Origin of the sequence: Hymenobacter sp. ISL-91, assembly GCF_018613725.1 — a bacterium.
Classification (GTDB): domain Bacteria; phylum Bacteroidota; class Bacteroidia; order Cytophagales; family Hymenobacteraceae; genus Hymenobacter.
This window is the reverse complement of record NZ_JAGGPS010000038.1, coordinates 1-25,392: the sequence shown is the minus strand read 5'-3', so window position 1 is coordinate 25,392 and position 25,392 is coordinate 1. Positions and strand designations below refer to the sequence as shown.

At 61.9% G+C, this 25,392-nt stretch carries 19 protein-coding genes; 7 read left to right on the top strand and 12 right to left on the bottom strand.

The genetic code is table 11. From position 1 onward, the window contains the following. Window positions 1-35: 35 nt before the first annotated feature. Both hisD and hisG read right to left on the bottom strand, forming a co-directional pair. A complete protein-coding gene (gene hisD, locus J7E24_RS14660) occupies window positions 36-1,346 on the bottom strand; it encodes a histidinol dehydrogenase (RefSeq protein ID WP_215138875.1) in 1,311 nt (436 codons plus the stop codon). Between the two features lie 92 nt (window positions 1,347-1,438). Beyond that, on the bottom strand, window positions 1,439-2,290 hold the full coding sequence (gene hisG / locus J7E24_RS14655) for an ATP phosphoribosyltransferase (RefSeq protein WP_215138874.1): 852 nt from the start codon (window positions 2,288-2,290) through the stop codon (window positions 1,439-1,441). Window positions 2,291-2,832: 542 nt separating this feature from the next. On the opposite strand from hisG, the gene J7E24_RS14650 reads away from it, so the two are divergent. The 4 genes from J7E24_RS14650 (at window position 2,833) to J7E24_RS14635 (ending at window position 6,883) form a co-directional block, all read left to right on the top strand. Then, window positions 2,833-3,834 carry a DUF2911 domain-containing protein gene (locus tag J7E24_RS14650; RefSeq protein WP_215138873.1) on the top strand — a complete coding sequence of 334 codons (1,002 nt, stop codon included), beginning with the start codon at window positions 2,833-2,835 and terminating at the stop codon, window positions 3,832-3,834. Window positions 3,835-3,948: 114 nt separating this feature from the next. Continuing rightward, window positions 3,949-5,178 carry a PQQ-dependent sugar dehydrogenase gene (locus J7E24_RS14645; RefSeq protein ID WP_215138872.1) on the top strand — a complete coding sequence of 410 codons (1,230 nt, stop codon included), beginning with the start codon at window positions 3,949-3,951 and terminating at the stop codon, window positions 5,176-5,178. Between the two features lie 132 nt (window positions 5,179-5,310). Next, entirely contained in the window at window positions 5,311-5,874 is a 564-nt protein-coding gene (locus J7E24_RS14640; RefSeq protein WP_215138871.1) for a Crp/Fnr family transcriptional regulator, read from the top strand. A gap of 184 nt (window positions 5,875-6,058) precedes the next feature. Continuing rightward, window positions 6,059-6,883: a sterol desaturase family protein gene (locus J7E24_RS14635; RefSeq protein ID WP_251047211.1), complete on the top strand. Its 825-nt coding sequence runs from the start codon at window positions 6,059-6,061 to the stop codon at window positions 6,881-6,883. 127 nt (window positions 6,884-7,010) lie between these two features. Here the strand turns inward: J7E24_RS14635 and J7E24_RS14630 are convergent, their stop codons facing one another. From J7E24_RS14630 to J7E24_RS14615, 4 genes are all read right to left on the bottom strand, one after another. Continuing rightward, a complete protein-coding gene (locus J7E24_RS14630) occupies window positions 7,011-9,584 on the bottom strand; it encodes a TonB-dependent receptor plug domain-containing protein (RefSeq protein ID WP_215138870.1) in 2,574 nt (857 codons plus the stop codon). Between the two features lie 9 nt (window positions 9,585-9,593). Beyond that, window positions 9,594-10,292: a ribulose-phosphate 3-epimerase gene (gene rpe / locus J7E24_RS14625; RefSeq protein ID WP_215138869.1), complete on the bottom strand. Its 699-nt coding sequence runs from the start codon at window positions 10,290-10,292 to the stop codon at window positions 9,594-9,596. A gap of 254 nt (window positions 10,293-10,546) precedes the next feature. Continuing rightward, the gene (locus J7E24_RS14620; RefSeq protein ID WP_215138868.1) at window positions 10,547-11,254 is read right to left on the bottom strand and encodes a carboxypeptidase regulatory-like domain-containing protein; all 708 of its coding nucleotides are present in this window, start codon (window positions 11,252-11,254) and stop codon (window positions 10,547-10,549) included. Window positions 11,255-11,471: 217 nt separating this feature from the next. Then, window positions 11,472-11,783, bottom strand: a complete 312-nt coding sequence (locus J7E24_RS14615) for a hypothetical protein (RefSeq protein WP_215138867.1) — start codon at window positions 11,781-11,783, stop codon at window positions 11,472-11,474. Between the two features lie 448 nt (window positions 11,784-12,231). Here J7E24_RS14615 and J7E24_RS14610 point away from each other — a divergent pair, with 448 nt between their 5' ends. Both J7E24_RS14610 and J7E24_RS14605 read left to right on the top strand, forming a co-directional pair. Continuing rightward, the gene (locus J7E24_RS14610; RefSeq protein WP_215138866.1) at window positions 12,232-16,302 is read left to right on the top strand and encodes a gliding motility-associated C-terminal domain-containing protein; all 4,071 of its coding nucleotides are present in this window, start codon (window positions 12,232-12,234) and stop codon (window positions 16,300-16,302) included. An 80-nt stretch (window positions 16,303-16,382) separates the two neighbouring features. Continuing rightward, entirely contained in the window at window positions 16,383-17,363 is a 981-nt protein-coding gene (locus tag J7E24_RS14605; protein WP_215138865.1) for a type IX secretion system membrane protein PorP/SprF, read from the top strand. A gap of 230 nt (window positions 17,364-17,593) precedes the next feature. Here J7E24_RS14605 and J7E24_RS14600 read toward each other — a convergent pair whose 3' ends face one another. From J7E24_RS14600 to mnmA, 3 genes are all read right to left on the bottom strand, one after another. Continuing rightward, window positions 17,594-19,309 (bottom strand): S8 family serine peptidase, encoded by a 1,716-nt coding sequence (locus J7E24_RS14600; RefSeq protein ID WP_215138864.1) that lies wholly within the window; start codon window positions 19,307-19,309, stop codon window positions 17,594-17,596. A 104-nt stretch (window positions 19,310-19,413) separates the two neighbouring features. Continuing rightward, complete coding sequence (locus tag J7E24_RS14595; protein WP_215138863.1) at window positions 19,414-20,184, bottom strand: hypothetical protein; 771 nt, start codon at window positions 20,182-20,184, stop codon at window positions 19,414-19,416. A 13-nt stretch (window positions 20,185-20,197) separates the two neighbouring features. Continuing rightward, window positions 20,198-21,397, bottom strand: a complete 1,200-nt coding sequence (mnmA, locus tag J7E24_RS14590) for a tRNA 2-thiouridine(34) synthase MnmA (RefSeq protein WP_215138862.1) — start codon at window positions 21,395-21,397, stop codon at window positions 20,198-20,200. 254 nt (window positions 21,398-21,651) lie between these two features. Here mnmA and J7E24_RS14585 point away from each other — a divergent pair, with 254 nt between their 5' ends. After that, window positions 21,652-22,227, top strand: coding sequence for a hypothetical protein (locus tag J7E24_RS14585; RefSeq protein ID WP_215138861.1), 576 nt, complete (start codon window positions 21,652-21,654; stop codon window positions 22,225-22,227). A gap of 10 nt (window positions 22,228-22,237) precedes the next feature. Here J7E24_RS14585 and J7E24_RS14580 read toward each other — a convergent pair whose 3' ends face one another. The 3 genes from J7E24_RS14580 to J7E24_RS14570 all read right to left on the bottom strand — a co-directional run bounded on the left by J7E24_RS14580 (window position 22,238) and on the right by J7E24_RS14570 (window position 25,158). Further along, the gene (locus tag J7E24_RS14580; protein WP_215138860.1) at window positions 22,238-23,074 is read right to left on the bottom strand and encodes a maleylpyruvate isomerase N-terminal domain-containing protein; all 837 of its coding nucleotides are present in this window, start codon (window positions 23,072-23,074) and stop codon (window positions 22,238-22,240) included. A gap of 26 nt (window positions 23,075-23,100) precedes the next feature. Then, complete coding sequence (gene trmB / locus J7E24_RS14575; protein WP_215138859.1) at window positions 23,101-23,763, bottom strand: tRNA (guanosine(46)-N7)-methyltransferase TrmB; 663 nt, start codon at window positions 23,761-23,763, stop codon at window positions 23,101-23,103. A 93-nt stretch (window positions 23,764-23,856) separates the two neighbouring features. Next, the gene (locus J7E24_RS14570) at window positions 23,857-25,158 is read right to left on the bottom strand and encodes a bifunctional folylpolyglutamate synthase/dihydrofolate synthase (protein ID WP_215138858.1); all 1,302 of its coding nucleotides are present in this window, start codon (window positions 25,156-25,158) and stop codon (window positions 23,857-23,859) included. Between the last annotated feature and the right edge of the window lie 234 nt (window positions 25,159-25,392).

Sequence of the window (25,392 nt, the reverse complement as noted above, 5' to 3'; positions counted from 1 at the left end):
TGCAGCGCGAAGAATGACAGGTGTATAGCTTGTTTCTACTCGTTGCCTGCCTCCGCCAACGACTCCAGCCGTAGCGTAACGGCGCGGGCGTGGGCGCGCAGGCCTTCAGCTTCGGCCATCGTTTCCACTACGGGGCCCACATTCAGCAGGCCTTCGGGAGTCAGGCGCTGGAAGGTGATTTTCTTCAGGAACGAATCCAGCGAGACGCCGCTGTAGTTGCGGGCGTAGCCGTTGGTGGGCAACGTATGGTTGGTGCCCGAAGCGTAGTCGCCCACCGCTTCCGGGGTCAGATGCCCCAGAAAAACCGAGCCGGCATTGGTGACGCCCGCAGCCAGCTGCTCGGGGTTGCGCACGGCCAGAATCAGGTGCTCCGGCGCATACTCATTCGAGAAGTCGAGCATAGCCTGTGGGCTTTCCAGTAGAATGGCGCGGCTTTCGGTCAGGGCCTGCGCCGCCACTTCGGCCCGGGGCAGCTCCCGCAGCTGGCGTTCTACTTCGGCTTTGGTTTGCTCCACTATAGATAAGGAGTCGGCCAGCAGAATCACCTGCGAATCGGGGCCGTGCTCGGCCTGGCTGAGCAGGTCGGCCGCCACGAAAGCCGGGTTGGCCGTGGCATCGGCCAGCACCAAAACTTCCGAAGGGCCGGCGGGCATATCAATGGCCACGCCGTAGCGGGTGGCCAGTTGCTTGGCGGCCGTCACGTAACGGTTGCCGGGCCCGAAAATCTTGTCAACGGCCGGCACCGATTCGGTGCCGCCGCTCAGAGCGGCTACGGCCTGCGCCCCGCCGGCTTTCACAATCATATCAATCCCGAGCAGCTGGGCCGTAAACAGGATAATGGGGTTCACCGAGCCATCCTTTTGGGGCGGGGTGCAGAGCACAATGTGCGGGCAGCCCGCCAGCCGGGCCGGTACGCCCAGCATAAGCAGCGTGCTGAACAGCGGCGCTGTGCCGCCCGGAATATACAGGCCCACCCGCTGCACGGGCACTGCGCGCCGCCAGCATAGTACGCCTGGCATGGTTTCCACCCGCTCTTCGGCCGGCACCTGAGCCTGATGAAACCGCAGAATATTGGCATGCGCCTGCCGGATGGCCGTTTGCAGCTCCGAAGGCACCCGGGCGGCGGCAGCGGCCAACTCCTCGGGGCCCACCAGCAGCCCACCGGCAGCCGAAAGGTCGGCGCGGTCGAACTGCCGGGCATAATCGAGCAGGGCCGCGTCGCCACGCGTGCGCACGTCCTCGAAAATCTGCTGCACGCGCTGCTCCACGTCCTGGGCCTGCTGTTGAGCCGCCCGCTGCTGCAGCGCTGCCCACTCAGATCGGGCAGGATATTGGACTACGTTCATAAGCTGTTAGCTGATAGCCATTAGCTGATAGCTCGCTGGCCGGGCTTCCCTAACGGAAGCTATCAGCCAACAGCTAGTAGCTAACAGCGGAGTTAGCTGATCATTTTCTCAATCGGGAGCACCAGAATGCCTTCGGCGCCGACGGCTTTGAGCTGGCTGGTGATGTGCCAGAAATCGTCCTCATTCACCACCGACTGCACCGACACCCAGCCTTCCTCGGCCAGCGGCGTGAGCGTAGGCGACTTGATACCGGGCAGCAGCTGCTTTACCGCATCGAGGGCCGCGACGGGCGCGTTGAGGATGATGTACTTGTTGCGGCGGGCGCGGCGCACGGCCTGCATCCGGAACATCAACTGCTCCAGCAACTCCTTCTTCTCGGCGTTCAGGTGTTGGTTGGCGATGAGCACGGCTTCGGAGCGGAACACGGTTTCCACTTCGCGCAGACCATTGCCAAGCAGCGTTGAGCCGCTGCTCACAATGTCGCAGATGGCCTCGGCCAGCCCGATGCTGGGGGCAATTTCCACCGAGCCGCTGATGGTGTGCAAGTTGGCCTGCACGCCCTGGCCGGCCAGGTAATCACCCAGTATTTTGGGGTACGAAGTGGCAATGCTCACGCCCTGCAGACTCTGGATGGAGTCGTAGGCGGCGGCGCGGGGCACGGCCAGGCTCAGGCGACACTTGCTGAAGCCCAGCCCTTCTACTTCCAGCTCCGGAAAGCCGGCCTCTACCAGCACGTTCTGGCCCACAATGCCCAGGTCGGCCACGCCGTCCTGCACGTAGCCGGGAATATCATCGTCGCGCAGGTACAGGATTTCGAGCGGGAAGTTGGTGGCTTCGGTTTTGAGCTTGTTGGAAGCCGCAAGGAAGCTGATACCGCACTCCCGAATCAGGTTCAGGGAGTCTTCGCTTAAGCGGCCGGATTTCTGGATAGCCAGACGGAGCATGTTTTTTAATTAAGAAGTAGGAATTAAAAATTAAGAGCTGGCCGTTTGTTGGGGCTTTCTTAATAGCTAACTCAAAACAGGTTTCGGGAAAAACAAGAAGCGGACCCGGACGTTGGAAATGGGCCAGAACAAGGCCGGGCCACCGGTTTTTCGGGTGGCCGGGGAACCGGTTGCGGTTCGCCCAACGGGGTCAATATGATGCGTATATTCCTCTAGAAAGAGGAATGGTGCCCGTGATGATGCCAAGCGGCAGACTCAGACGCGCCGGCCCCGGCCGGGCGGCCCGCTACGGGGGCGGCCGGGTGGCTGAGGACAACAATACGGGGCGCGGAGAAAATCATAAGGGCTAAGTAGCGGGGCAAATGTACGAGCAGACCAATAGGATGAAAACTTTTCCCCAAAAAAATTATCAAAAAACCGGGAACTTCACGTTTCCCGTAACAGGTCAACCTACTTTTGGCACCATTGTTACTGCATAACCGGCGGTGCGGTTGCCGTGCCGGCTATGGTACAGTTTCCTGCCCCGCTTTGTTTTCTGCTCTATGTTTACTGCCCGCTCTCTTGCTCTTCGTTTCGGCCTCCTGCTTACCTTGAGCACTGGCAGCTCGCTGGCGGCCCTGGCCCAGACAACCCCGGCGCCCGCACCAGCACCGGTGCCCGCATCGGCGGCTACCCCGCCGCCCCTGGCTGGCGAGCCGGCACCGGCGGCGCTGCCGCCGCCCAGCACGGGCGTGCCTACGGGCATCGAGCTGCTGTTACCCCAGGCCAGCCCCCGGGCCCTGGTTTCTCAAACCGTAGGCCTTACCGACGTGACGGTGGAGTACCACTCGCCCTCGGTGCGGGGCCGGGCCGTATGGGGCGGATTGGTGCCCTACGAGCAGGTGTGGCGCGCTGGCGCCAACGAAAACACGCTCATCCGCTTCTCGACCCCGGTGCTGCTGAATGGGCAGAGCGTGCCCGCCGGCCAGTACTCTTACTACGTGATTCCGCACCAGGACCGCGACTGGGAAGTGGCGCTCAACCGCGTAATCACTCATTGGGGTACCGATGGCTACGACCCGCAGCAGGACGTTATCCGGGTGCCGGTCCAGACGGAGCAGGCGCAGTTTCAGGAAAGCCTGCTGTATTGGTTTTCCAACGTGCGGCCCAACGGAGCCCACCTCAACCTGACCTGGGAAAAGCGCACCGTGGTGCTGCTGTTTGAAGTGGAAGTACACAAACAGGTACTGGCCGGCGTAGAGCGGGCGCTGCTGCAACAGCCCAACGACTGGGAGCTGCTGGCCCAGGCCGCCGACTACCTCGTGCAGAACAACCTGCAGCCCGAGCGCGCCCTGAGCTGGATAAACGAGTCGATTCGACTGCAGAGCGAGGTGAGCAACAACTGGATAAAAGCCCGCCTGCTGGCCCAGCAGCAAGACTACGGCACGGCCATTGTGTATGCCCGCAAAGCAATCAAAATGGGCGATAAAGATGACGAGGCATTCAAATCGCGCTTGCCTAATATGCGCCTTTCGCTCACCGAATGGCAGGCCCGGGCCTACTAAAACTGCGCCGCCAAGCACGCAGGTTACCAGCGCTTAGGCAGACAGGTTTGTAACATCGATGGCCTAAATCGAGTTGAATGCAAGCAAATTACTCGCTTGCATTCAACTCGATTTATGGTTAAGGTCCCTTTTTTATTGGCTACGCTGCTGACAGCAGGCTTTACGGCTACCGCTCAGAACGATTATCAGCAGTCGGTGCGCGCTTCCTACGAAGGCCACATCTTCAAGCCCAAGCAGGTGGATGCCACCGACGCCCGCGTGGCCCAGCTGAAGGTGCCGGCCGGCTTCACCATCACCAAGTTTGCCGAGAAGCTCGACAAGCCCCGAATGCTGGCCGTGGCCCCCAACGGAGACGTGTACGTGTCGAACCGCGACAAAGGCACCATCACGCTGCTGCGCGACTCCAACCAGGACGGCCGCGCCGACCAGACCCGGCAGGTAGCCCAGGCCGAGCACCTGCACGGACTGGCCATTCGCGACGGCAAGCTCTACGCCTCGGCCATCCGGGAGCTGTACGTGGCCGATATTCAGAAGGACGGCTCGCTCAGCCCCCTCAAGCGCCTCTACGACGACCTGCCCGATGCCGGCCAGCATCCCAACCGCACCCTCAACTTCGCTCCCGACGGCACGCTCTACCTCTCGGTGGGCAGCACCTGCAACGCCTGCGACGAAGGCAATAAGGAAAACGCCACCCTGCTGCAAATGAAGCTCGACGGCTCGGGCCGCACCGTGTATGCCCAGGGCCTGCGCAATACCATCGGCTTCGGCTGGCACCCGCGCACCGGGCAGCTGTTCGGCTTCGACCACGGCATCGACTGGCTGGGCGACGAGCAGCAGCGCGAGGAGTTGAACGAAATCAAGCAGGGCGGCAACTACGGCTGGCCCTTCGTATTCGAGAATGGCAAGGCCAACCTGGCCGACGAGCCGCCCGGCGGCCAGACCCACGCGGAGTACGCGGCCAAAACAATCAACCCCAAACTGCTTTATAAGGCCCACTCGGCTCCGCTGGGCATGGCGTTCTATAACGGCCAGCAGTTTCCGAAAGAGTACCAGAACGACGCCATTGTAACCATGCACGGTTCCTGGAACCGCGCCGAGCCCGCGGGCTACAAGCTGGTACGGGTGCATTTCAATGAGCAGGGCCAGCCCGAGAAGTTCGAGGATTTCGTGACCGGCTGGCTCGTGAACGACAACAAGGAGCAGTTCGGCCGTGTGTGCGGCATTGCCCAGCACGCCGACGGCTCGCTACTGGTGTCGGACGACGCTACCGGCGTTGTGTACCGGGTAGCGTATGCCGGCAACGGCAAACCCGCGCCCGCCGGCAAAGCCCGGAAACGCGGCTAACCGCGGTTTCCAACAGACTACTGCCCCGAAATAAAGCAGCCGTTGCTATATGCAGCGGCTGCTTTTATTTTACCGATTCTCCTATGGCTGGCGCTGCACGCGCATTGCGCAAGTCCTGCTACCTTGGCCCACATGGACGCTTTATTGGCAGTTTGCCGCGCTATTCATCCGCTTTCCCCGGGCCTGCAGGCCGAGTTGTGCCGGCTGGCACGACCCGAAAATGTGGCGGCCCGCACCCTGCTGCTCGAACCCGGCCATGTGGCGCAGCGGCTTTATTTTCTGGAATCGGGCCTGGTGCGGGGCTTTTATCTGAAGGAAGGCAAAGAGGTAACGTCGTGGTTTATGCCGGCGGGCCACTTCGTGATTTCGATTCTGAGCTTCTTTTCGCGCCGGCCGTCCCACGAGTACCTGCAGGCGCTGGCCGAGTGCCGGGGCTGGTCGCTCACCTACGAGCAGGTACAGGCCCTGTACCGGCAGTTTCCTGAGTTCAACTTCATCGGCCGGGTGCTTACCGAGCGCTACTACGTGCTCAGCGAGCAGCGCGCCCTCGACCTGCGCATGCTGCCCGCCGCCGAACGCTACGCCCGGCTGCTGCACGACTTCCCCGACCTCACGCAACAGGTGCCACTGCACATGCTGGCCTCGCACCTGGGCATTACCCCTGAAACCCTGAGCCGCCTGCGCGCCCGCCGCTGAACAGCCGTAGCGCGAAGCTCCTGCTTCGCGTGTCGTTGAACGACGTCGTGTGGCAGTCAGCAACGACACGCGAAGCTGGAGCTTCGCGCTACAGGCACTCGGCTCTTTCTTGACAAATGTCAAGGGTTGCGGGCGAAGCGGCCCGCACCTTTGGAGCATGGTTTTACCCCTTAACCCTGCTCCTATGAATCCGCTGTTTTCCCTGCCGCTGCTGTTAAGCTGCGACTTTGTCTTTAGCCTGCCCCATCTCCTTCAATGGGGCGCCCCACCCATGCTGGTTGTTGTTTTCGCAGCCTTCGCGTTCTGCTTTGTGCTGGAACGTGTGGTGCCGGGCTGGAAGCTGCCGCGGGTGGCCACCTGGCCCTTTCGGGTGCTGGTCATCAACGGAGCTCAGCTGCTGGTTGTAGTAGTGGCGGGCCTCACCTGGGAGAAATGGTTTTCGGCCTACTCGCTGCTGCACGTTTCGCGCTACCTTGGGCCGGTGGCAGGCGGGTTGCTTGCCTACGTGGTGGCCACGTTCATTTTCTACTGGTGGCACCGCTGGCGCCACACCCACGACTTTCTGTGGCTGCATTTTCACCAGATTCATCACAGCCCCCGCCGCCTCGAAGTCATCACGTCCTTCTACAAGCACCCGCTTGAAATGACCGTCAATTCGGTGCTGGGCGGGCTGCTGGTGTTTACCGTGCTGGGCCTGAGCCCGGCAGTCGGGGCCGTATACACGCTTTGCACGGCGCTGGGCGAATTCTTCTACCACACCAACGTGCGCACGCCGCGCTGGGTGGGCTACATTTTCCAGCGCCCCGAAATGCACCGCGTCCATCATCAGTACCAGCAGCACAGCCACAACTACGGCGACCTGGTTGTCTGGGACTACCTCTTCGGTACCTACCGCAACCCTGCCACTTTCGAGGCCACCTGCGGCTTCGACCCCGAAATGGAGGAACGCCTCACCGATATGCTACGCTTTAAAGACGTACATGCCGGGGAAGTGAGTACAGAGAAGTGATACAGGAAACGTCATTCAGAGCGAAGCGAAGAATCTCGCGTGCTGATGTCAGATTACTGTTGCAGTGTCAGTAGGCGAGATGCTTCGACTTCGCTCAGCATGACGTTCCTTATCCTTCTCTCCCCCGCTAAAAACGAGCAATCACCCGCAGGTTTACCAGGCGGTTCGAGAGGAAGTTAGGTACGCTGTAGGTGAGGCCGTTGAGGTCCTGCACGTAGTTATAACCGGCCAGATTACTGGCGCCCAACACGTTGAGCACTTCCAGGCTAATCCATAGCGTTTGCAGCTGCACGCTGCGGCCGCGGGCAGCCAGTTCGGCGGCCGAGCGCAGGCTCACTACTTTGGTAAACCCCAGATCGGCCCGCCGATAGGCGCGGGTGAGTTTGCTGGTCCCGCGCAAATCGGGCGCGTCGGGGGGGCTGAAGGGCAGGCCGGTGCCAAACACGAAATTCACGTAGCCTTTTACCGAGGGGTCGTTCGGCAGGTTGTCCTGCAGGAAAATGCCCAAGTTCAGGCGCTGATCGGAAGGGCGGCGGATGTAGCCCTTAGGCTGGCGGCCGATAACCTGACCCTCGGAATCGAAGACATTGAGCGAGTCGCCGAACAGATTTTCGCGGGTCGTGAGCACGCCCAGGCTAAACCACGATTCGGTGCCGGGGATGAACTCGCCGCTCACCCGCGCATCGAAACCGGCGGCGTAGGCCTTGGCGTTGTTGTTGGCCTGGTAGCGCAGGCGCACGTTGTCGATGTCGTAGGGCACCACGTCGGTGAGGTACTTGTAGTAGGCCTCGCCGGTGAAGCGGAACGGCCGGCCCCAGCTCTGGAAACGCAGCTCGTTGCCTACAATAAAGTGCAACGAGCGTTGAGCGCGCAAATCGAGGTTAAGCGCGCCTTCCTGGCTTTGCGGGGCCCCGGACTGAAAGCGCAGCTCGCGGTAGAAGGGCGGCTGCACGTACACGCCGGCGGCCGCTTTCCAGGCCAGCCGCGGGTTGCGGGCACTCCGAAAGGCGTATTGCACCCGCGGGCTGAGCGTGGTCTGCCCATTCACGGTCCAGTGGTTGAGACGGGCGCCGTAGGTAAGTGTGCGCAACGAATCGAAGCGAATGGTGTGCTGGGCGTAGCCCTGGGTGCGGGTACTGTTCAAGCTAAGGTCGGAGCGCAGGCGGGTACGGCGGAAGTCGGGCACAAAGTCGGCCGAATCGACGAAGCTGTACTCATTTAGCACGTCGCTTATCTGCTCGCGGCCGGCTTTCAGGCCCCAGCGCACGGTGTGGCGCAGCCCCGGCGTCCAGGTACCGCGGGTTTCGAGCGAGGCCACCCGGGCGTCGAGCGAGTTGCGCGAGTTCTTGAAAAGTGAGCCAACACCCCGCCGGTTGCGGTCGGCCCCAAAGTCGGGCGAATTTGGGTCGCGGTTGATTTCAGCAATGAAATAGGCTGCCTCCACGTCGCGGTATTCAAACTCGCGCGAGTACAGCAGCCCCCCCAGCAGCTCCAGGCGCAGGTTGTTTCGCAGCTGGTGGCTCAGGCTCAGCCCGCCCTGGTAGGTGTCGTACTGCATCCGCTCGCGGCCCGAGTAGTCGATAACGAGGCGCGAAAACTGGTTGACACCGGTGCTGAACGTGCTGACGCCGCTTTCGGGATTGAACCGAAAATCGTTGTGGGCAAAGGTGTTCAGCAGGCTCACCGTGGTCCGGTCGAGATTGTCCTGGGGCCCTAAGGCCAGCGTAATCAGACTCTGGCCGTCGTAGAAAGTAGGGTTGTAGCCGCCCTGCTGCTGCTGGAGCGAATTGAAGACGTAGGTGGCATTTTTGTAGCGCACGCCCGCCAGGTAGCTGACGCGGCGGTTGGGCGAAGCGGCCTCTACGTGGGCCGTGCCGCCCACCAGGCTGCCCGTAGCCGACGCCCCGAACTTGAGGGGACGCTTGTATTCAATGTTGAGCACCGACGAAAGCTTGTCGCCGAACTTGGGCTGCCAGCCCCCGCTCGAAAACTCAATCGTGTTCACCAGATCGGGGTTCACAAAGCTCAGGCCCTCCTGCTGGGCCGTGGTTACCAGAAACGGCCGGTACACCTCGAAGCCGTTGACGTAAATCAGGTTTTCCTCGTAGTTGCCGCCCCGCACCGAGTACGTGCTGGTCAGCTCGTTGGTGCTGGTTACGCCGGGCAGCGTTTTGAGAACGGCCGAAAAGTCGCCGAAGGGCGAGGGTATCTCTTTAGCTGTGCGCGGCTCCAGCTGCATAATGCTCACCTGCTCGCGAGTATCGGTGCCATCCTGGCGGCCGCGTACGGTTACGTTGTCGAGGGCCCGGCCATCATCGGCCAGCACCAGGCGCAACTCCGGGTTCTGGGCTAAGTCGAGCTTGAGGCGTTCGAGGCGGTAGCCGAGGCGGCGTAGTACCAGCACCGGGGCGGCCGCGCCGGCCGCCGGCCGTGCTACGCTCAGCGAAAAGCGGCCCTGCTCGTTGGTGCTGGTGCTGCCAGTCTGGCCCTCCACGCCTACTGTTACGTCCTCCAGGGGCCGGCCGCTGCCGTCGCGCACTAGGCCGGCTACCGTTACGCGGCTGGTTTGGGCCAGCGCCGGCGTGGCCAGGCCGGCCAGCAGCAACAGCGCCGCAGTGCCCGGGCGGACGACGGGGGCCGTCAGGAGCCGGAGCCACAGGCGAGTCGGAGCACAGAAACGGGCGCGGAAATCAGGCAGCATCCGCAGGGCTTAGTCGTTGGTTTCGAGGGCTTCGGGGGCCAGCTCGGCCCGCATCCGGGCCAGGGTGCCTACGGGGTCGCCATCCTTGAACACAAACGAGCCGGCCACCAGCACATCGGCGCCGGCTGCCACCAGGGCGGGCGCGTTGTCGAGCGTTACGCCGCCATCCACCTCAATCAGCGCCGACGAGCCACTATCCACCAGCAACTCTTTCAGCTGGGCCACCTTGCGCAGCGTGTTCGGAATGAAGGCCTGCCCCCCAAAACCGGGGTTTACCGACATAATCAACACCACGTCGAGGTCGGCGGCAATATCTTCGAGCAGGCTCACGGGCGAGTGCGGGTTGAGGGCCACACCGGCCCGGCAGCCCAGCTGCTTGATCTGCTGCACCACCCGGTGCAGGTGGGTGCAGGCCTCGTAGTGCACCGTTATAATTGCGGCTCCGGCGTCGCGGAAGGCACTCAGGTAGTGCTGGGGCTCTTCAATCATCAGGTGCACATCGATGGGCTGCCTGGCGTAGCGATGCACGGCTTCGAGCACCGGAATGCCGAACGAGATGTTGGGCACGAAGCGGCCGTCCATCACATCGAAGTGCAGCCAGTCGGCGGCCGAGGCGGCCAGCATTTCGGTTTCGGCCTGCAGGTTGCCAAAGTCGGCGGAAAGAAGCGAGGGGGCCAGCAGCGGGGCCTGGCGACGAGTCGGGTTCATGCCACGAAAGTACGGGTTAGCAACGGCTTAACGGCAACCCCGCCTGAGGAAGTTGCCCGGGCCGGTGCCACGGCTCTTCCAACGCCCGGCGGCGCGGTTTGGTATGCCGGAAACCTGCTCTTCCTTCCTTGTGCTCTGAGCAAGGGCAGCATCGCCTAAAGAGCCACATACCGGCACCGGGCAGGCCCAGGTCCGGCAGGTTAACCGCCATCAGCCGTTCCGCAGAATCATAGCCTACTGACTTGTTGCCCCCTTTAATTAGCCGGAATGTATACTTCAGGTTGCCTATCGAGCCTGGATTCGCAAACTACTAAACGATCAGCAGTGAGCTCCACTACAATCATTAGGGTATTTCTGCCATTTTTCCTCACTATGCGTAGCGTATGCTCCTGTTCATCCAACTGCCACTCGGCACTTGCACCCAACGGTCCAAACTTGGTCTTAACCGTTCCATCAGCTAAAAACACCAGCCGCGCCAACTTCAACGCGGCCCGTAGGGAGCCAGGATTTTGCAACAGCTTCTTCGCTTTAAGCGAATCCGACTGCTGCAGTTCAGCGATGGCGTTGTCGGCAACCGCCACAACCGAGCCTTCGTCAATTTTCCACCTCTTAAGTAGCAACTCACGAACACGCTCATACCTAATAACCACTTCTCCGATCTGATACAATGATTCTTCAAGCGCTATGGTTGGGCCAAGCCTGTTTAGGGGCAGCGCTTTGGCTTGATACCCCAAGTGCGAGATGAGCAATTGGGCATCGGACGTAGCAGCGGTCAGCGGGAGGTGAAAAGTCCCGTTATCGTCAGTGGTGGTAGTGACGCCAACCTGACTTTCGAGGCGGACGGTAACATGGGACAGTGGCGCGCCATTGGTCTGGGATACCACGCGGCCCGTGACCGTTTGCGCCTGGCCGGAGGTCAGCGAAGCTAGGCTTACCAGACCCACTAAAATAGACTTAAACATAGACGATTACTAAGCAGAAAGTTGAAGGCGCGCAAAAACTATAGCCGGGTGGGAGTTGCCTGTACCAATACTCAAAGTCAGAGGCGCATCTGTTACCGGGCGATAGGGTTTGCACCTACTTGCCTGTAGCCACTATTGCGGTTTAGGCGGAGGACCCGGAAATAAGCGCCCCCTCTCCTTCCGGAGAGGGGGCGCTTACGTGTGATTAAGCCCTTACCTAAGCCGGCTTTTCGAAGGCCCGCCAGTCAAGCTTGCCGTCTTCAGTTTTACGCAGGAATACGGTTTGGTCGTCGTCCTGGCGCTTACCGAAGGTAACGTCGCCGCGGCAGTCGAGGCAGCGCAGGCTGGTGTACTTGAACTTACCCTGAGCCTCGCGGGCGGTCAGATCAAGGTTATCGGAGCCGCAGAGGCCGCACTTGGCCACGTCGGGGAAACTGAGCCGGTCGTACTCGGCCACGGTTTCGTGGAAGTTGGCCCCCTGGACCGTGAAGTGAAACTGGCGGCGCCCTAGGCGCCTGGTAACCATCATTTGCAGCATAACGAACGAGAAAAGAAGATGACTTGCTTAACAGCGACGCGGAGGGCTTGGCCCAAAACCGAGATGCTGCCGGCAACCTACTTCAACTGGAAATCAATGCCAAATTACTAATAATTTTTGCATCATCAAAACTAAATAAATTGGCAATTAAGATTCACAGACCACCCGCACAGTTATTGCCTCTGCAGCCAACCCATACGCTTTTGACAATCATCCACTTGACTCTTTTGCAGTTCGGTTAATGCGTTTATTTCTACTTCAGCAGCCTCTGGAGCGAACCTAACCGACAATCTGTAGCTTTACCAAGTACTGCTGGTAGATTCTTTAGAATAACTGTATTATCTAGCAGACTATGTTCGTTTAAAATAGCGGGTAACCCTCTGTTTGAGAGCCATCCGCCTGCCTGTTGATAAGTGCCCGCCCACTTGCCTGCCCCTTTATGCCCGCAACGCTTATTCTCCTGCCCGTTTCTCATTCTTTGTTACCGACCAAGGCTACTCGCCCGATACCCGCCTGCCGGTACCTGAACAGCCGGCGGCAGGCAGCTGTTGGATGGCTGTTTACCCTGTTACTGCTACTTACGAGTGGGGCAGCCTACGCGCAAGTCCCCACGGGCCCGCCGGAATGCAGCGAGGACGAGAAGTTTGCCAACACCTGGTATTTCGGCTTCAAGGCGGGGCTCGATTTCAATATGGCCACCGACAGCATTTTGCCTACAGTGCTGACCAACGGGGCCATGGACGCGCCGGCCGGAGCCGGCGTCATGTCGGATGGCGACGGCAAGATTCTGTTTTACAGCAACGGCGAAACCGTATGGAACGGTGATGGCACCGTAATGACCAACGGCACCGGCCTGCTCGGCAGCCGGCTCGTTACCGATGGCCCCCTGCCCATCCGGATGCCCGGCAGCCCGCCCCCGGGTTCAACGGGTGTGGCAACGCGCTACCTGCTGTTCACCCAGGACGCGGCGGGCGGTCCTAATGGCCTGCGTTATTCCGAAATTATTATTCCGGCCGGCGGCGGGCCGGGGGAAGTAGTAACTAAAAACGTACTGCTCACCACGGGCACCGCTGAGAAGATGACGGCCGTATTTCATAAGAACGGCTGCGACATCTGGCTCATCGTGCACGGCTGGGGCACTGCTACTTCGGGTACCGCCAACCGCGGCGACGCCTTTCTGGCCTACCGCGTGAAGCCGCCAACCGGCGGCATGGGTACGGGGCCGGTTACTATCGACCCACCAATTCTTTCTACCATTGGTGCCCTACACGCCCCAAGCCCAACGAACACACAGGGCTACCGGGGCCAGATGAAGATTACGCCCGATGGGCAGCAGCTGGCCGTAGCCCGCTTCAGCGAAGTAGCCTTGGCTGGCGACAGCACCGGCACCGTCGAGCTGTTTAGCTTTGATAAGGGGTCGGGCACGGTTAGCAACCGCAAAGCTATTGATGCCGACCAGGGTGGCTACTACGGCGTGGCGTTTTCGCCGGGCCGCAGCCGGCTATACGCCACGGTGCTGGGCGCTGCGCCCCGGCTGCCGCAGCTGTTGCAGTTCGATATCAGTACTATTGGTACCGGCGCCGGCAATGGGCCGGTGGGCCGCGAGGTTATTCCGCTTGGGCAGACTACGCCGGTGAACCTGGGCTCGATGCAGACAGCCCCCGACGGCAAGATTTACGTGGCCCGCGAAGACCAACCAGCCCTGGGCTTTATTTCCTACCCTGATTCGCTGGGTGCCGCCATTGGCTACGCCGACGACAGCCTGCAGCTGGGCGGGCGGCTCAGCGGCTTGGGTCTGGTTAATTTCAATCAAAGCTCCCTGCTACGCTTTGGCTTCAGCGGACAACCGACGGGCTGCCTGGAATACACATTTGAAGCGCCCCCAGTTGATTTTGAGAACCCCCAATACGCCTGGGATTTTGGCGACGGCACCACCTCAACGGCCCAGAACCCGCCCCCGCACCTCTACCCCCGCCCCGGCGACTACGAGGTAACGCTACGTATTACAACGGAGTGCTTTTGCCGGGAAAGCAAGAGCATCGTTCGGATTTTCGGCCCTCCTACCCCGGGCACCATTGCGGCCAACCAGGCCGTGTGCGCCGGTGACACCCCGGCTTTGCTTACCAGCGCCACCCCGGCGGCAGAAGGCACCGGGCAGTATAGTTACCAATGGCAGCAGTCAACAAACAATGTAACGTTTACCGACATTACGGGCGCAACCGGTGAAACCTATCAGCCGCCCGTTCTCAATGTTACTACTTACTATAAGCGCCTAGTTAGTTCAGGCTTCTGCCCTCCGCTCACAACTTCAAACACGGTTGCGATTACCGTAACGCCGGCCGTAGTGCCTGGTACCATTGCCGCCGACCAGACGGTGTGCGTGGGTAGCGCGCCGGCCCCGCTTACCAGCACGGCGGCCCCCACCGGGGGTACCGGCTCGTTTGCTTTCCAGTGGGAATCATCCCTCGACAACGCCATCTGGACGGCCGTAGCCAACGGCACGGGCGAAACCTATGCGCCCGGCCCGCTCACGGTCACCACTTTCTTCCGGCGCCAGGTAAGCTCCGGCCCCTGCGACAGCATTGCCTCTAATGTGGTTACCATCACGGTTACGCCGGCCCTGACGGCCGGTACTATTGCGGCTGACCAGACCGTTTGTACCGGGGCCGCGCCTGATCTGCTTACCAGCCCAACGGCCGCCACGGGCGGCAATGGCCCCATTACCTACCAGTGGGAATCGTCGGCTGATAACGCCACCTGGACGCCTATTCCCGGTGCTACCAACGCTACTTACCAGCCAGTTGCTCTTACGGCTACCACCTACTTCCGCCGCCGGGCCAGCTCGGGCGCGGGGTGCGCTCCGGCTATATCCAATGTGGTAACCATTACGGTAGCCCCGGCAGTAGTAGCCGGCACCATTGCCGCCGACCAAACGCTGTGCCAGGGAGCCACGCCCGCCCCACTGACCAGCACCGGCGACGCCACCGGCGGCCTGGGCGCCGTAACGTATCAGTGGGAGATTTCGACTAACAATACCACCTGGACGCCGGTAAGCGGGGCCACCAGCGCCGGCTTCGCGCCGGGCCCGATTACGGTAACTACCTACTTCCGCCGCCAGGCCAGCACCGCAACCTGCGCCCCCGCTCCCTCAAACGTGGTGACGCTAACGGTGCTGCCCGAGCTGCTGGCCGGCAGCATTGCCGCCGACCAGGACGTCTGTACCGGTACGGCCCCCGCGCCGCTGAGCAGCGCCGGCCCGGCCAGCGGTGGTACCGGCACGTTTGCCTACCAGTGGGAGTCGTCGCTGAACAACAGCACCTGGACGGCTATTGGCGGGGCAACCGGACCTACCTACCAGCCGGCTGCTCTCACGGCTACCACCTTCTTCCGCCGCCGCGTTACATCGGGCACCGGCACCTGCTCCACCCAGGTTTCCAACGTAGTTACTATTCGGGTGCTGCCCTCGGTAACGCCTACCGTCACCGTGGCTACTCCGCCCGCTTCGTGCCCCGGCACCCCTCTCACCTTCACGGCCGTGGCCACCGACGCGGGAGCCACGCCGGCTTACCAGTGGTTTGTTAACGACATTCCGGTGGCCAGCGGGCCTACTTTTACCAGCAGCACGGTAGTTACCGGCGACCGGGTGCGGGTGGAGGTAACCGCCAGTCCGGGCCTGTGCAGCACCGGGCCGGCTACGGCCACCGTTACTGTTACGCGCACTCCTACCCCCACACCTACCCTGGTTATTGCCCAGGAAGCCGGTCAGGCCGCCTGCGCGGGCGAGCCCCAGACCTTCCGGGCCACCAGCGTAACAAATGGCGGCACGAACCCCGCCTACCAGTGGCAGGTGGATGGCAACGACGTACCCGGGGCCACGAACCCGGTGTTCACCAGCAGCACCCTGCGCGACGGCCAGACCGTGACCCTGCGCCTGAGCACGGCCAACAGCTGCGGGCCGGCAACGGCGGTTTCCAATGGCGTAGTGGTGCGCGTGCAGCCGGTAGTGAAAATAAGCGCCGGCCCCGACAAGGAGATTATCCTCGGCAACTCGGTGGTGCTGGAAGGTACCGCCGATGGTACTTACCCTGTTACCTGGGCCCCGGCAGCCGGCCTGGATTTTTCGGGCAACGACCCGCTGCGGCCCCGGGCCTCCCCCACCACCACTACTACTTACACGCTCTCGGCCGGAACCGGCGGCTGCGCCGCCACCGACCAGGTAACGGTAACCGTGCGCGAGGCCATCCGGATTCCTAACGCCTTTACGCCCAACGGCGACGGGCGCAACGACACCTGGCAGATTGAGTTCATCGAGCAATTTCCCGACAACACCGTTACCGTGTTCAACCGCTGGGGAACCCAGGTTTTCTCGGCCCAGAACTACAGCCGGGCCAACGAGTGGAACGGCAACATCAACGGCAAGCCCGCGCCGGTCGGCACCTACTACTACGTGGTAGTGACCAAAGGCCCTCTGGGCAAATCCTTCAGCGGGTCGCTGACGGTACTTTATTAAGTTGCTATCAGTGCCCGGTGGCCACCAGCTGGCGGCCGGGCACTGGCAGATGACACCTGATACGTAATACTCCTGCTGTTATGAGAGCATCTTTTCCCCTCCTGTCGCTGCTACTGCTGCTAACCGCCGCGCCGGCCCTGGCCCAGCAGGAGGCCCAGTACAGCCAGTACATGAACAACAACTACCTCATCAACCCCGGCGCGACGGGTGCGGAGGACTATATTGATGTGAAGTTCAGCTACCGGACCCAGTGGGTGGGGCTGGAGGGCGGCCCCCGAACTTACTACGCCAGCGTCAACTCGTCGCTGGGCAAGTGGCTCACCACGAATAAGCGCACCCGGCGCGACCTGCGCCGGCCGTTTCATGCCATCGGCGGCATGGTGTACCGCGACGAAACGGGGCCTATCAGCCGCACCAGCGCCTATGTTTCGTATGCCTATAACGTGGTGCTCAGGCCCAACCTGCGGGCGGCGCTGGGCATGTCGGCGGGCCTGCAGCAGTTTGCCGTCGATGGCAGCAAGCTGCGGTTCTTCGACCCCGGCCCCGACCCGCTGGTGCTGGCCCCCAACGAATCCTCGCGGGTGCTCGACGGCTCGGTGGGCCTTTGGGTGTACAGCTCAAATTTTTTCGTGGGCGTATCCAGCACCCAGCTGCTGGCCAATAAGCTCGATTTCTCCTACGGTCCCAACCAATTAGCGTCCGGCTCGGGCAACTCACTCCGGCGGCACTACTTTTTCACGGGTGGCGTGATGCTGCCGCTGACCGATGACTGGTCCCTGGTCCCCTCTGTGTTGGTTAAAGCCGTTAGTCCAGCTCCGCTATCTGTCGATGTGAATGCCAAGCTCAAATATCAGGATTTGCTATGGGCCGGCATCTCGTGGCGCACTTCCGATGCAGCCGTGGCCATGGCCGGCGTTAACTACGAGCAGTTTTCCCTGGGCTACTCCTACGACATAGGCCATTCGCGGCTGTCGCCCTACCATAACGGCACCCACGAAATAATGCTCGGCCTGCGGCTGAAGAAAAAGGCACAAGTCGTCTGCACCAACCGTTTCTGGTAGCCGCGCTTGGCCTGTAACATGTATTTGTATTACGCCGGCAATGGTCACGGAACTGTCATGCTGAGCGGAGCCGAAGCATCTCTATCGCTTCGTTGGGTTACCAATACAACGAAGCGATAGAGATGCTTCGGCTCCGCTCAGCATGACGTTCTTATGATTTTGTAAAACAAAAAAGCAGGTCCGGTAGGCCTGCTTTTTTGTTGCTGTTCAATGTACGGCTACGTACGCTGCTACTGCTTCACGAAGCGCACGGCCTGCTGCTGCGGCCCCTGCCCGATGAGGCAGGTGAAGATGCCCGGTCGCAGTGCCGCCGTTTCGAGGCGTACCGCACCGGTAGCCGCCGGCGCCACCCGCTGGCTGGCTACCAGCGCCCCGCGGGCATCATAAATTTGGATTTCCAGCCCCCCCGTGCCCAGTCCGGCAGGGAGCAGCAGATACAGCGGCTCGCCTGCCCCGACCGGATTGGGATAGGCGTACACGCCAGCCAGGGCGCGGGAATGGGCATTGGCCAGCGGCGTGCCGGGGTTAGCCAGGTTGTAGGCCCGCACAAAGTCGGGGATGCCGTAGCCCAGGTTGTTGTCGGGAGCGGTGGCCTGCGAGCCAGACTGCTGCAGCAGCGTGATGACCTGCTGGGCCGTTAGGCGGGGGTTGGCCTGCCAGAAACCAGCCGCCACACCTGCCAGCACCGGGCAGGCAAACGAGGTACCGTTGCCCCGCGAGATGGTGCCGCTCGGGTTCACAATAGCCGTGGCCACGCCCATGGCCGATAGGTTGGGTTTGATGCGGCCGTCGGCAGTGGGCCCGCGCGAACTGAAGCTGCCCACCCGGCCCAGCGAGTCGGCCGCGCCTACTGTCATAATAGAGTCGGCATCGGCCGGGGCCGCGATATAGCGCCACTCGTTGTTGCCATCGTTTCCTGCCGAGTTCACTACCAGCATGCCCACGCGGGCCGCCACGGTAGCTGCCCGCGTCGAGAGGGCCGTGCGGCCGTTCATGTCGGCGTAGGAGTAGCTGGGCGAGGGCGCATCGAAAGTAGTGTAGCCCAGCGAGGAGCTGATGATATCGACCCCGGCCGAGTCGGCGTACTCGGCCGCTATCAGCCAGTTCACTTCCTCGATGGGGTGCTCGGTGCGGTCCACGTCATCTTCGGTGATGAAGAGCCGGAACGAGGCTTTGGGTGCCGTACCCAGGTAGCGGCCCGGCTCGTCGCCGGCAATAATACTCAGGCATTGCGTGCCGTGGCTGTTGCGACCGAACACGGCGGGCGTTTTCTCCACCACGTTAAACGTGCTGAGCAGGCGGTTTTCAGTGAACATTGAGGCAAATACCGAGGCCGTATTCACGCCCGTAAAGCCAGCGTCGAACACGGCAATCTGCAGGCCTTCGCCCCGGAAGCCCGCGGCGTGCATGCTCTCGGCACTTAGCTGCTTGACCTGCGCGTAGGCCTTGCCATACTGGCTACGGTCGGCTGCAGTCTGGGCGGGGGTTGGTACGGCGGGCGTAGGTTTGGGCTGGGCGCTGCCGCCGGCCTGCCCGCGGTTGAGGGTGCGGGCGCTCTGCACGAAGGGCAGCGCCTGCACCTGCGCCAGCGTGGCCGAGTCGCAGGCTACCACGGCGGCGTTGAACCAGCGCGAGGTGTACCAAAGCTGCACGCCGGGCACCGCCTTCACCTGCTGCACGTAGCCGGGGCTCACCGGCAGGTCGCGGGGCAGCACGACAATCTGCTGGCGCTGGCGCCGCTGTAGTGCCCGCCCCGAAAGGAACTCCTCGGGCCGGCTTGTGCTGAACGGCGTGCCGGTTTTGTCGCGGAAGTAAATCAGGTGCCGGCGTACCGTGTTTTTGGCCTCATCCGTTGCCGCAGTGGGCCGAGTAGGCGGAGTTGGGCGGGCAGCCAGGGTCGGCAGGCTCAGGCCTACCAGCAATCCAATCAGTAGCAAACGACGCATGCGGGGGCAAAGTAGGTGGAACGTTCTGGGGACCTTACTTTGCCGTTCAACCGTCAGGTCCCCCCGGGCGTCAAACGTATTATTGTACTTCCTGGCGGGGCGGGCTAGTTACTGCTCTCAATCAGCACCTCGTTGCGCGACTGGCCGAGCTTCCGAACAAAAGGGTTCCGGCATCCCTCAGCCCCTGAGCAGTCGTTTTTGTAACTGCGGCTGACGCGGTTTACTGGTCCCACATTTAGTGCAAAAGTGGTGCGCAGGATGACCTGGCTGACCGCATTATTATTTTTGGAGCCAGGGTCACTGTCGTTGACCGTTGTAACGGTATTGGCATACTGATAAGTCTGACCGCCTCGGGTTATACGGAATGGCTGGTTCACGTTCCGATATATGCGCGTGACAGCTGCTATCGAATCTTGGCTGTCAGCGGCATTGTAGTTCTTGTTAAAAGCATTGTAGCTCCAGCTTTTGCCCTCCACGGCCGGCAGCACCAGCGCCACCGTGCGGCGGTTGTTGAACTGCTCCGTAACATTCAGCGGGGCCACCGTTACGGTCAGTACCGAATCGGGTTGCCAGGCTGCGGCGGCCGTGGCGCGGCGCGACCGAAGCACCTGATACACCAGTTGGCCGGCCGCATTGGCTTCCGGAGCGGCCAGTACCTGCTCGCGAAACTGGAACCGGCTGGCCGTGGGCACGTTGTCACGCCACACGGTATCGGCTACATCGTAGATGCGGGTGCTGCCCACGCTGAGCGGGTAGTAATCGGGTTGTAGCTGCGGCTGTATCTCGGCGTTGTCGCCGCAGCCGGCCAGCAGTAGCGCCGCCGACAGGCCCAGCAAACCAACCAATCCAGTCCGACTCATATAGCTCTTATTCATCAGGTAGCAGTTGCTAAGCGGAAGGTAACGAGTGAGAAGTTGGTAACGGGGTATTGGCGCCTAGGCACTCATAGGCACTCAGCTCGGCCAGCGGCTCGGGTACTTCGCCAATGGTGTGGCGCTCGATCCAGCCGCCGCCCAGTACGTCGTCGCCCTCATAAAACACGGCGGCCTGCCCGGGCGTCACGGCATGTACCGGCTCCTCAAAATACACGTAAATTTTCTCGCCCCGCTGCTCCAGAAAAGCCGCCGCGCCGTCGTGGTTGTAGCGAATCTTCACGGTGCTTGGCACCAGGCCGCGGCCTTCGAGCGAGGCATACTTGCCCATGTTCAGCTTCCCAACCAACGTGCGCGAGCTGGCCAGCTCCTCGAAGTTGCCCAGCACCACGCGGTTGGTATCGGGGTCGATGGCCGTAACGTAGGCCGGAAAGCCCAGCGCAATGCCCAGGCCCTTGCGTTGCCCAATCGTGTAGAACGGGTAGCCCTCGTGGGTGCCCACCACCGTACCGTCGCGCAGCACAAACTCGCCACCGGCCACGCGCTCTTCCAGGCCCGGCACCCGCCGCCGCAAAAAGCTGCGGTAGTCGTTGTCGGGAATAAAGCAGATTTCGTAGCTCTCGGGCTTGTTTACTAGCTCGGTGAAGCCCCGCTCGCGGGCAAAGTCGTAGATGGCCGACTTGCGCAGCTCCCCCAGCGGGAACAGCGTGCGCGAGAGGCTTTCCTGACTCACACCCCAGATGGCGTAGCTCTGGTCCTTGTTGTCGTCGATGCCCTTCGTGATAACGTAACGGCCGTTTTCTTCGCGTACCTGGGCATAGTGGCCGGTGGCAATGAACTCGCAGCCGAGTTGGTCGGCGCGGCGCAACAGGGCATCCCACTTGATGTGGGTGTTGCAGAGCACGCAGGGGTTGGGCGTGCGCCCGGCCAGGTACTCGTCGGTGAAATTGTCGATGACGGCCTCGCCGAACTCGTCGCGGATGTCGATGATATAGTGCGGGAAGCCCAGCTCCACGGCAATCTGGCGGGCGTCGTTGATGGAGTCGAGCGAGCAGCAGCCGGTTTCCTTCTTGCTGCCACCGGCCGAAGCGTAGTCCCAGGTTTTCATGGTCATACCAACCACTTCATAGCCCTGCTCGTGCAGCATCACGGCCGCTACCGAGCTGTCGATGCCGCCGCTCATGGCTACCAGCACCCGTCCTTTCGTTGTGTTCATACCTGTTGTAATTGCGCCCGGAGCGTGAAAGGTTCCGGCCGAATAAGCAAAGATACGGTTTCGGAGGATGAGGTGGGGTGAGGAAGAAGCGCTGTCATCCTGAGCGGAGCGAAGGACCTTCTTCCGGTAGCAGTGTCGCCGTAATAATATAGTGCTACCGGGGGAAGGTCCTTCGCTCCGCTCAGAATGACAGATAGCGGATGACAGTATCTTTGCTCCCACATTTACTACTTCACCGACTCATTCGTTCCCGCATGTCCCTGCTCCTCCCCGTCCTCGTCCGCGGCATCAACAACCTCTCCGATGCCCGCTACTGCGCGGGCATGGGCGCCGACGGCCTCATCTTCACCCTCGACCCTGCCCTGCCTGGGGCCGTGGATGTGGTTACGGTGAAGGAGTTAGCCGGCTGGGTGGCCGGCGTAGAAATCATCGGTGAATTCGGCGGCGAAATGCCCGTATCGGAAATCAACCGACTCGTGGAAGAATGCAGCCTTACCCGCATTGTGCTCAACCTACCGGCTACCGGCTCGGTACCCGATGCCCCAGTAGCTGTTCCGGCGCTGGTCGAGCTGCCGGCCGCTGCCCCTGATACCCTGGCCCGATTGCGCACCGTGTTGACCGCCGGCTTCGACTTGATTAGCCCACTGGCCGGAGCGGTAGGCAGCCAGCAGCCCTTTTGGCTGAGCGGCAACCCAGCTCCCGCTCAGGTTACAGACCTGCTAACCCGGCTGCAACCCGCCGGCCTTATTTTGCAAGGTGGCGACGAAATCAAGCCCGGCATCCGCGACTTCGACGAGCTAGAAGCCATTTTTGAGGCGCTGGAAGAATAGCCGCCGGTTCTCAGCCCATTACCGTCGTCAGGCCAAAAACCGGCAGGCCCAGCCGTTCGTCGCCGCTAATGGCCACGTGCGCCTGGGCCTGTTGCCGTGGCAGGCTTTTGGTGAACAGCCGCCACGCCACCGCGCCATCCAGTTCAACGGTAGCAGCCAGCGGGCCGACGTATCCCTGGCCAAGTACCCAGGCCTCCTCCTCACGCTGCAAATACCAGGTTCCGCCCACCGGGCCCACAATCGTAAAGGCAATAACGCTCCCTGCGCTGGCCGGCACCGCCCGGTAGTGGTGGGGCAGCGCCCGCACGCAGGTATCGAGGAACGGCTGGTAGAGCGCGGGCACCAGCAGCGCGCCCTCCTGCCCCACCGCCTGCCGGATTTGCTGCTGGTGGTGCCACTTCTCGGTGTAGTCGCGGGCAATATGAAACCAGTTGGGCGAGGTGGTTTCGCCCGCCCAGCCAACCGCGAAAATGGCCGGAGCCCAAAGGTCGAGGCTGGCCAGATACTGGTTGTACTCGGCCCCCGCCTGCTCCAGCAGCTCTCGGATAACGGTGGGGCTCAGCCGCTGGCCGGCCTTCACCCAATCGGCATTCAGCTGGTCGAGAAAAACCACCAGCTCTGAATAGGAATTGCCAGCCGGTGCCACGCCGAAGTGCCCGTCGCGCAGCATCGACAGCGCCCGGAGGCTGCCGTCGAGCAGATGCAGGGCCACGTCGCGCACCTTCCACTGCGGGGCCAGCGTGGGCCGCTCCCAGTCGGCCGGGGCGAGAGAAGCCAGCAGGTCGAACAAATGCCGGTCCAGCACCGGAAACAGGTCAATAGTCTGAACCGGCGGCAACGAATGCATGGCAGGGGCTTTAAGCGGTTTCGTAATCAGCTCAGCTCGAACTGCACGTACTTAATCGGGACGCCCAATTCGCGGTATTTGCGCTCAAAGGTGGTCTGGATGTCTTCGGCGTGGGGCAGCAGCTCGGTCGTGGCGTACAGGTCGCGGGTCTGGGCCACAATGGTGGCGCCGGGGCGCTGCTGCAGGGTTTCGAGGGTGTAGTCGAACAGGTCGGCGTTGTCGGTTTTTAGGTGCAGGCGGCCGCCGGGGCGCAGGATGCGCTGGTACAGATCGAGGAAGCGCGGATACGTGAGGCGGCGCTTGATGTCCCGGTCGCGGGGGCGCGGGTCGGGAAACGTAATCCAGATTTCGTGCAGCTCGCCGACGGCGAAGTGCGCGGCCAGCTCGTGGGCGCGGGTGCGCAGCCAGCCCACATTGGTCAGCTCCTGCTCCAGGGCCCGGGTACTGCCCTTCCAGATTCGGTCGCCCTTGATGTCGAGGCCCAGGAAGTTGCGCTCGGGGTAGCGGGCGGCCAGGCCCACGGTGTACTCACCCTTGCCACAGCCCACTTCGAGCGTAATCGGGTGCTGGTTATCAAAAAATTCGGTGTGCCAGCGCCCGGCCAGCTGCTCGTAGGTTTCTTTGCCCGGTTCTACAATGGTCGGCCGCTCGGCGTTGGCGGCAAAGCGCCGGAGTTTACTTCTGCTCACTTTTCGTTTTTTGTTATTGGTTCTTCGTTTTTCGTTGCTGAATTCCTTTTCCGTTAGAGCCGAAAAACGAAGAACCAGCAACGAAAAACGAACCTATAGATCCTCGATTTCGGCCACCACAAAGGTACTACCTCCGATAAACACTACATCGGCTTCCTCGGCGGTGGCGCGGGCGGCGGCTACGGCGGCCGGCACCGAGACGTAGGTGGTGCCGCGCAGGCCCAAAGCGGCAGCCTGCACGGCCAGCTCGGCGGCCGGTAGGGCCCGCGGGATGGTGGCCTGGCAGAAGTAATACGTGGCCTCGTGGGGCAGCAAGGCCAGCATCTTGCTCACATCCTTGTCCTGGACTACGCCCAGCACCATGTGCAGCCGCCGTTTCGGCAACCGCGCCAGTTGCTCCACGATAAAGCGGATGCCAGCTTCGTTGTGGCCTGTGTCGCAGACGACGAGCGGCTGACGGCCCAGGATGGTCCAGCGGCCCCGCAGGCCGGTCAGGCGCGTCACGTCGCGCAGGCCTTCGCGCAGGTGGGCTTCTTCGATGATGAAACCCTGGCGGCGCAGCTCAGCTACCGTGGCCAGCACACCGGGCAGGTTCAGGCGCTGGTAGTCGCCTACCAGGCCCAGCTCCACATCGTCCAGCACAACTTCGTCGTCGTGCCAGATGCGCAGGTGCTGGCTGGCCTCATCGGGGGCAGGCGCGCGTAGCAACTCGGCGCGGTAGTGCTGGTCGGCGAATACCAGCGGGGCTCCCTCCTGCTGCGCCTTTTGCTCGAATGCGGCCGCTACCTCGGGCTGGGTCTGGCTGATGATGGCCGGGATGCCGGGCTTGATGATGCCGGCTTTTTCGGCCGCAATCAGCGGCAGCGTGTCGCCGAGTAGGGCCTGGTGGTCGAGGCTGATGTTGGTGACGAGCGACACCAGCGGCTGCAGGATGTTGGTCGAGTCGAGCCGGCCACCCAGGCCTACTTCTACCACGGCTACGTCTACCTTTTGCTGGGCGAAGTAATCGAAGGCCAGCGCCACGCATACCTCAAAAAATGAGGCCTCAGCCTGCTCAAACGTAGCCCGCCAGCGCGCCACCCACTCCACCAGAAACGCCGGTTCCAGCGGCTGCCCGTTCAGCCGGATCCGCTCGGTAAACTCCTTCAGGTGGGGCGAAGTGTATAGGCCTACCCGGTAGCCGGCCGCCTGCAGCACCGCCGCCAGCAAGTGGCTGGAACTACCCTTGCCGTTGGTGCCGGCTACGTGCACGCTGCGAAACTGCCGCTCGGGGTGGCCGGTTGCTTGGGCCAGCGCCTCGGTGCGCTGCAACCCCGGCTTGTAGCCTGCAGCCCCCACCCGCTGGAACATGGGCAGCCGGGCATAGAGATAATCGAGAGTCTGCTGGTAGTCCATTTTACTTGAGCTGTTAGCGGAACGGTGTAGGGGCGGGGCTTGTCCCCGCCCGCCGTTAGCAAGGACTTTGCAGGGCCTCCAAACAGGATTAACGTATCGCTCTGAGGGCGGGCGGGGACAAGCCCCGCCCCCACACCCGTCTCTTATACACATCTCCCAGCCCCCGAGCCCCCTCTCCATCTCCCATTTCCTTTTTCGCCTTCAAAAAACAAAAAATAAGCAAATATACCTCGA

Bases quoted from the DNA above. Each gene is read 5' to 3' on its own strand.
- hisD (WP_215138875.1), bottom strand. From the start codon at position 1,346: ATGAACGTAGTCCAATATCCTGCCCGATCTGAGTGGGCAGCGCTGCAG.
- hisG (WP_215138874.1), bottom strand. From the start codon at position 2,290: ATGCTCCGTCTGGCTATCCAGAAATCCGGCCGCTTAAGCGAAGACTCC.
- J7E24_RS14650 (WP_215138873.1), top strand. From the start codon at position 2,833: ATGTTTACTGCCCGCTCTCTTGCTCTTCGTTTCGGCCTCCTGCTTACC.
- J7E24_RS14645 (WP_215138872.1), top strand. From the start codon at position 3,949: ATGGTTAAGGTCCCTTTTTTATTGGCTACGCTGCTGACAGCAGGCTTT.
- J7E24_RS14640 (WP_215138871.1), top strand. From the start codon at position 5,311: ATGGACGCTTTATTGGCAGTTTGCCGCGCTATTCATCCGCTTTCCCCG.
- J7E24_RS14635 (WP_251047211.1), top strand. From the start codon at position 6,059: ATGAATCCGCTGTTTTCCCTGCCGCTGCTGTTAAGCTGCGACTTTGTC.
- J7E24_RS14630 (WP_215138870.1), bottom strand. From the start codon at position 9,584: ATGCTGCCTGATTTCCGCGCCCGTTTCTGTGCTCCGACTCGCCTGTGG.
- rpe (WP_215138869.1), bottom strand. From the start codon at position 10,292: ATGAACCCGACTCGTCGCCAGGCCCCGCTGCTGGCCCCCTCGCTTCTT.
- J7E24_RS14620 (WP_215138868.1), bottom strand. From the start codon at position 11,254: ATGTTTAAGTCTATTTTAGTGGGTCTGGTAAGCCTAGCTTCGCTGACC.
- J7E24_RS14615 (WP_215138867.1), bottom strand. From the start codon at position 11,783: ATGATGGTTACCAGGCGCCTAGGGCGCCGCCAGTTTCACTTCACGGTC.
- J7E24_RS14610 (WP_215138866.1), top strand. From the start codon at position 12,232: ATGCCCGCAACGCTTATTCTCCTGCCCGTTTCTCATTCTTTGTTACCG.
- J7E24_RS14605 (WP_215138865.1), top strand. From the start codon at position 16,383: ATGAGAGCATCTTTTCCCCTCCTGTCGCTGCTACTGCTGCTAACCGCC.
- J7E24_RS14600 (WP_215138864.1), bottom strand. From the start codon at position 19,309: ATGCGTCGTTTGCTACTGATTGGATTGCTGGTAGGCCTGAGCCTGCCG.
- J7E24_RS14595 (WP_215138863.1), bottom strand. From the start codon at position 20,184: ATGAATAAGAGCTATATGAGTCGGACTGGATTGGTTGGTTTGCTGGGC.
- mnmA (WP_215138862.1), bottom strand. From the start codon at position 21,397: ATGAACACAACGAAAGGACGGGTGCTGGTAGCCATGAGCGGCGGCATC.
- J7E24_RS14585 (WP_215138861.1), top strand. From the start codon at position 21,652: ATGTCCCTGCTCCTCCCCGTCCTCGTCCGCGGCATCAACAACCTCTCC.
- J7E24_RS14580 (WP_215138860.1), bottom strand. From the start codon at position 23,074: ATGCATTCGTTGCCGCCGGTTCAGACTATTGACCTGTTTCCGGTGCTG.
- J7E24_RS14570 (WP_215138858.1), bottom strand. From the start codon at position 25,158: ATGGACTACCAGCAGACTCTCGATTATCTCTATGCCCGGCTGCCCATG.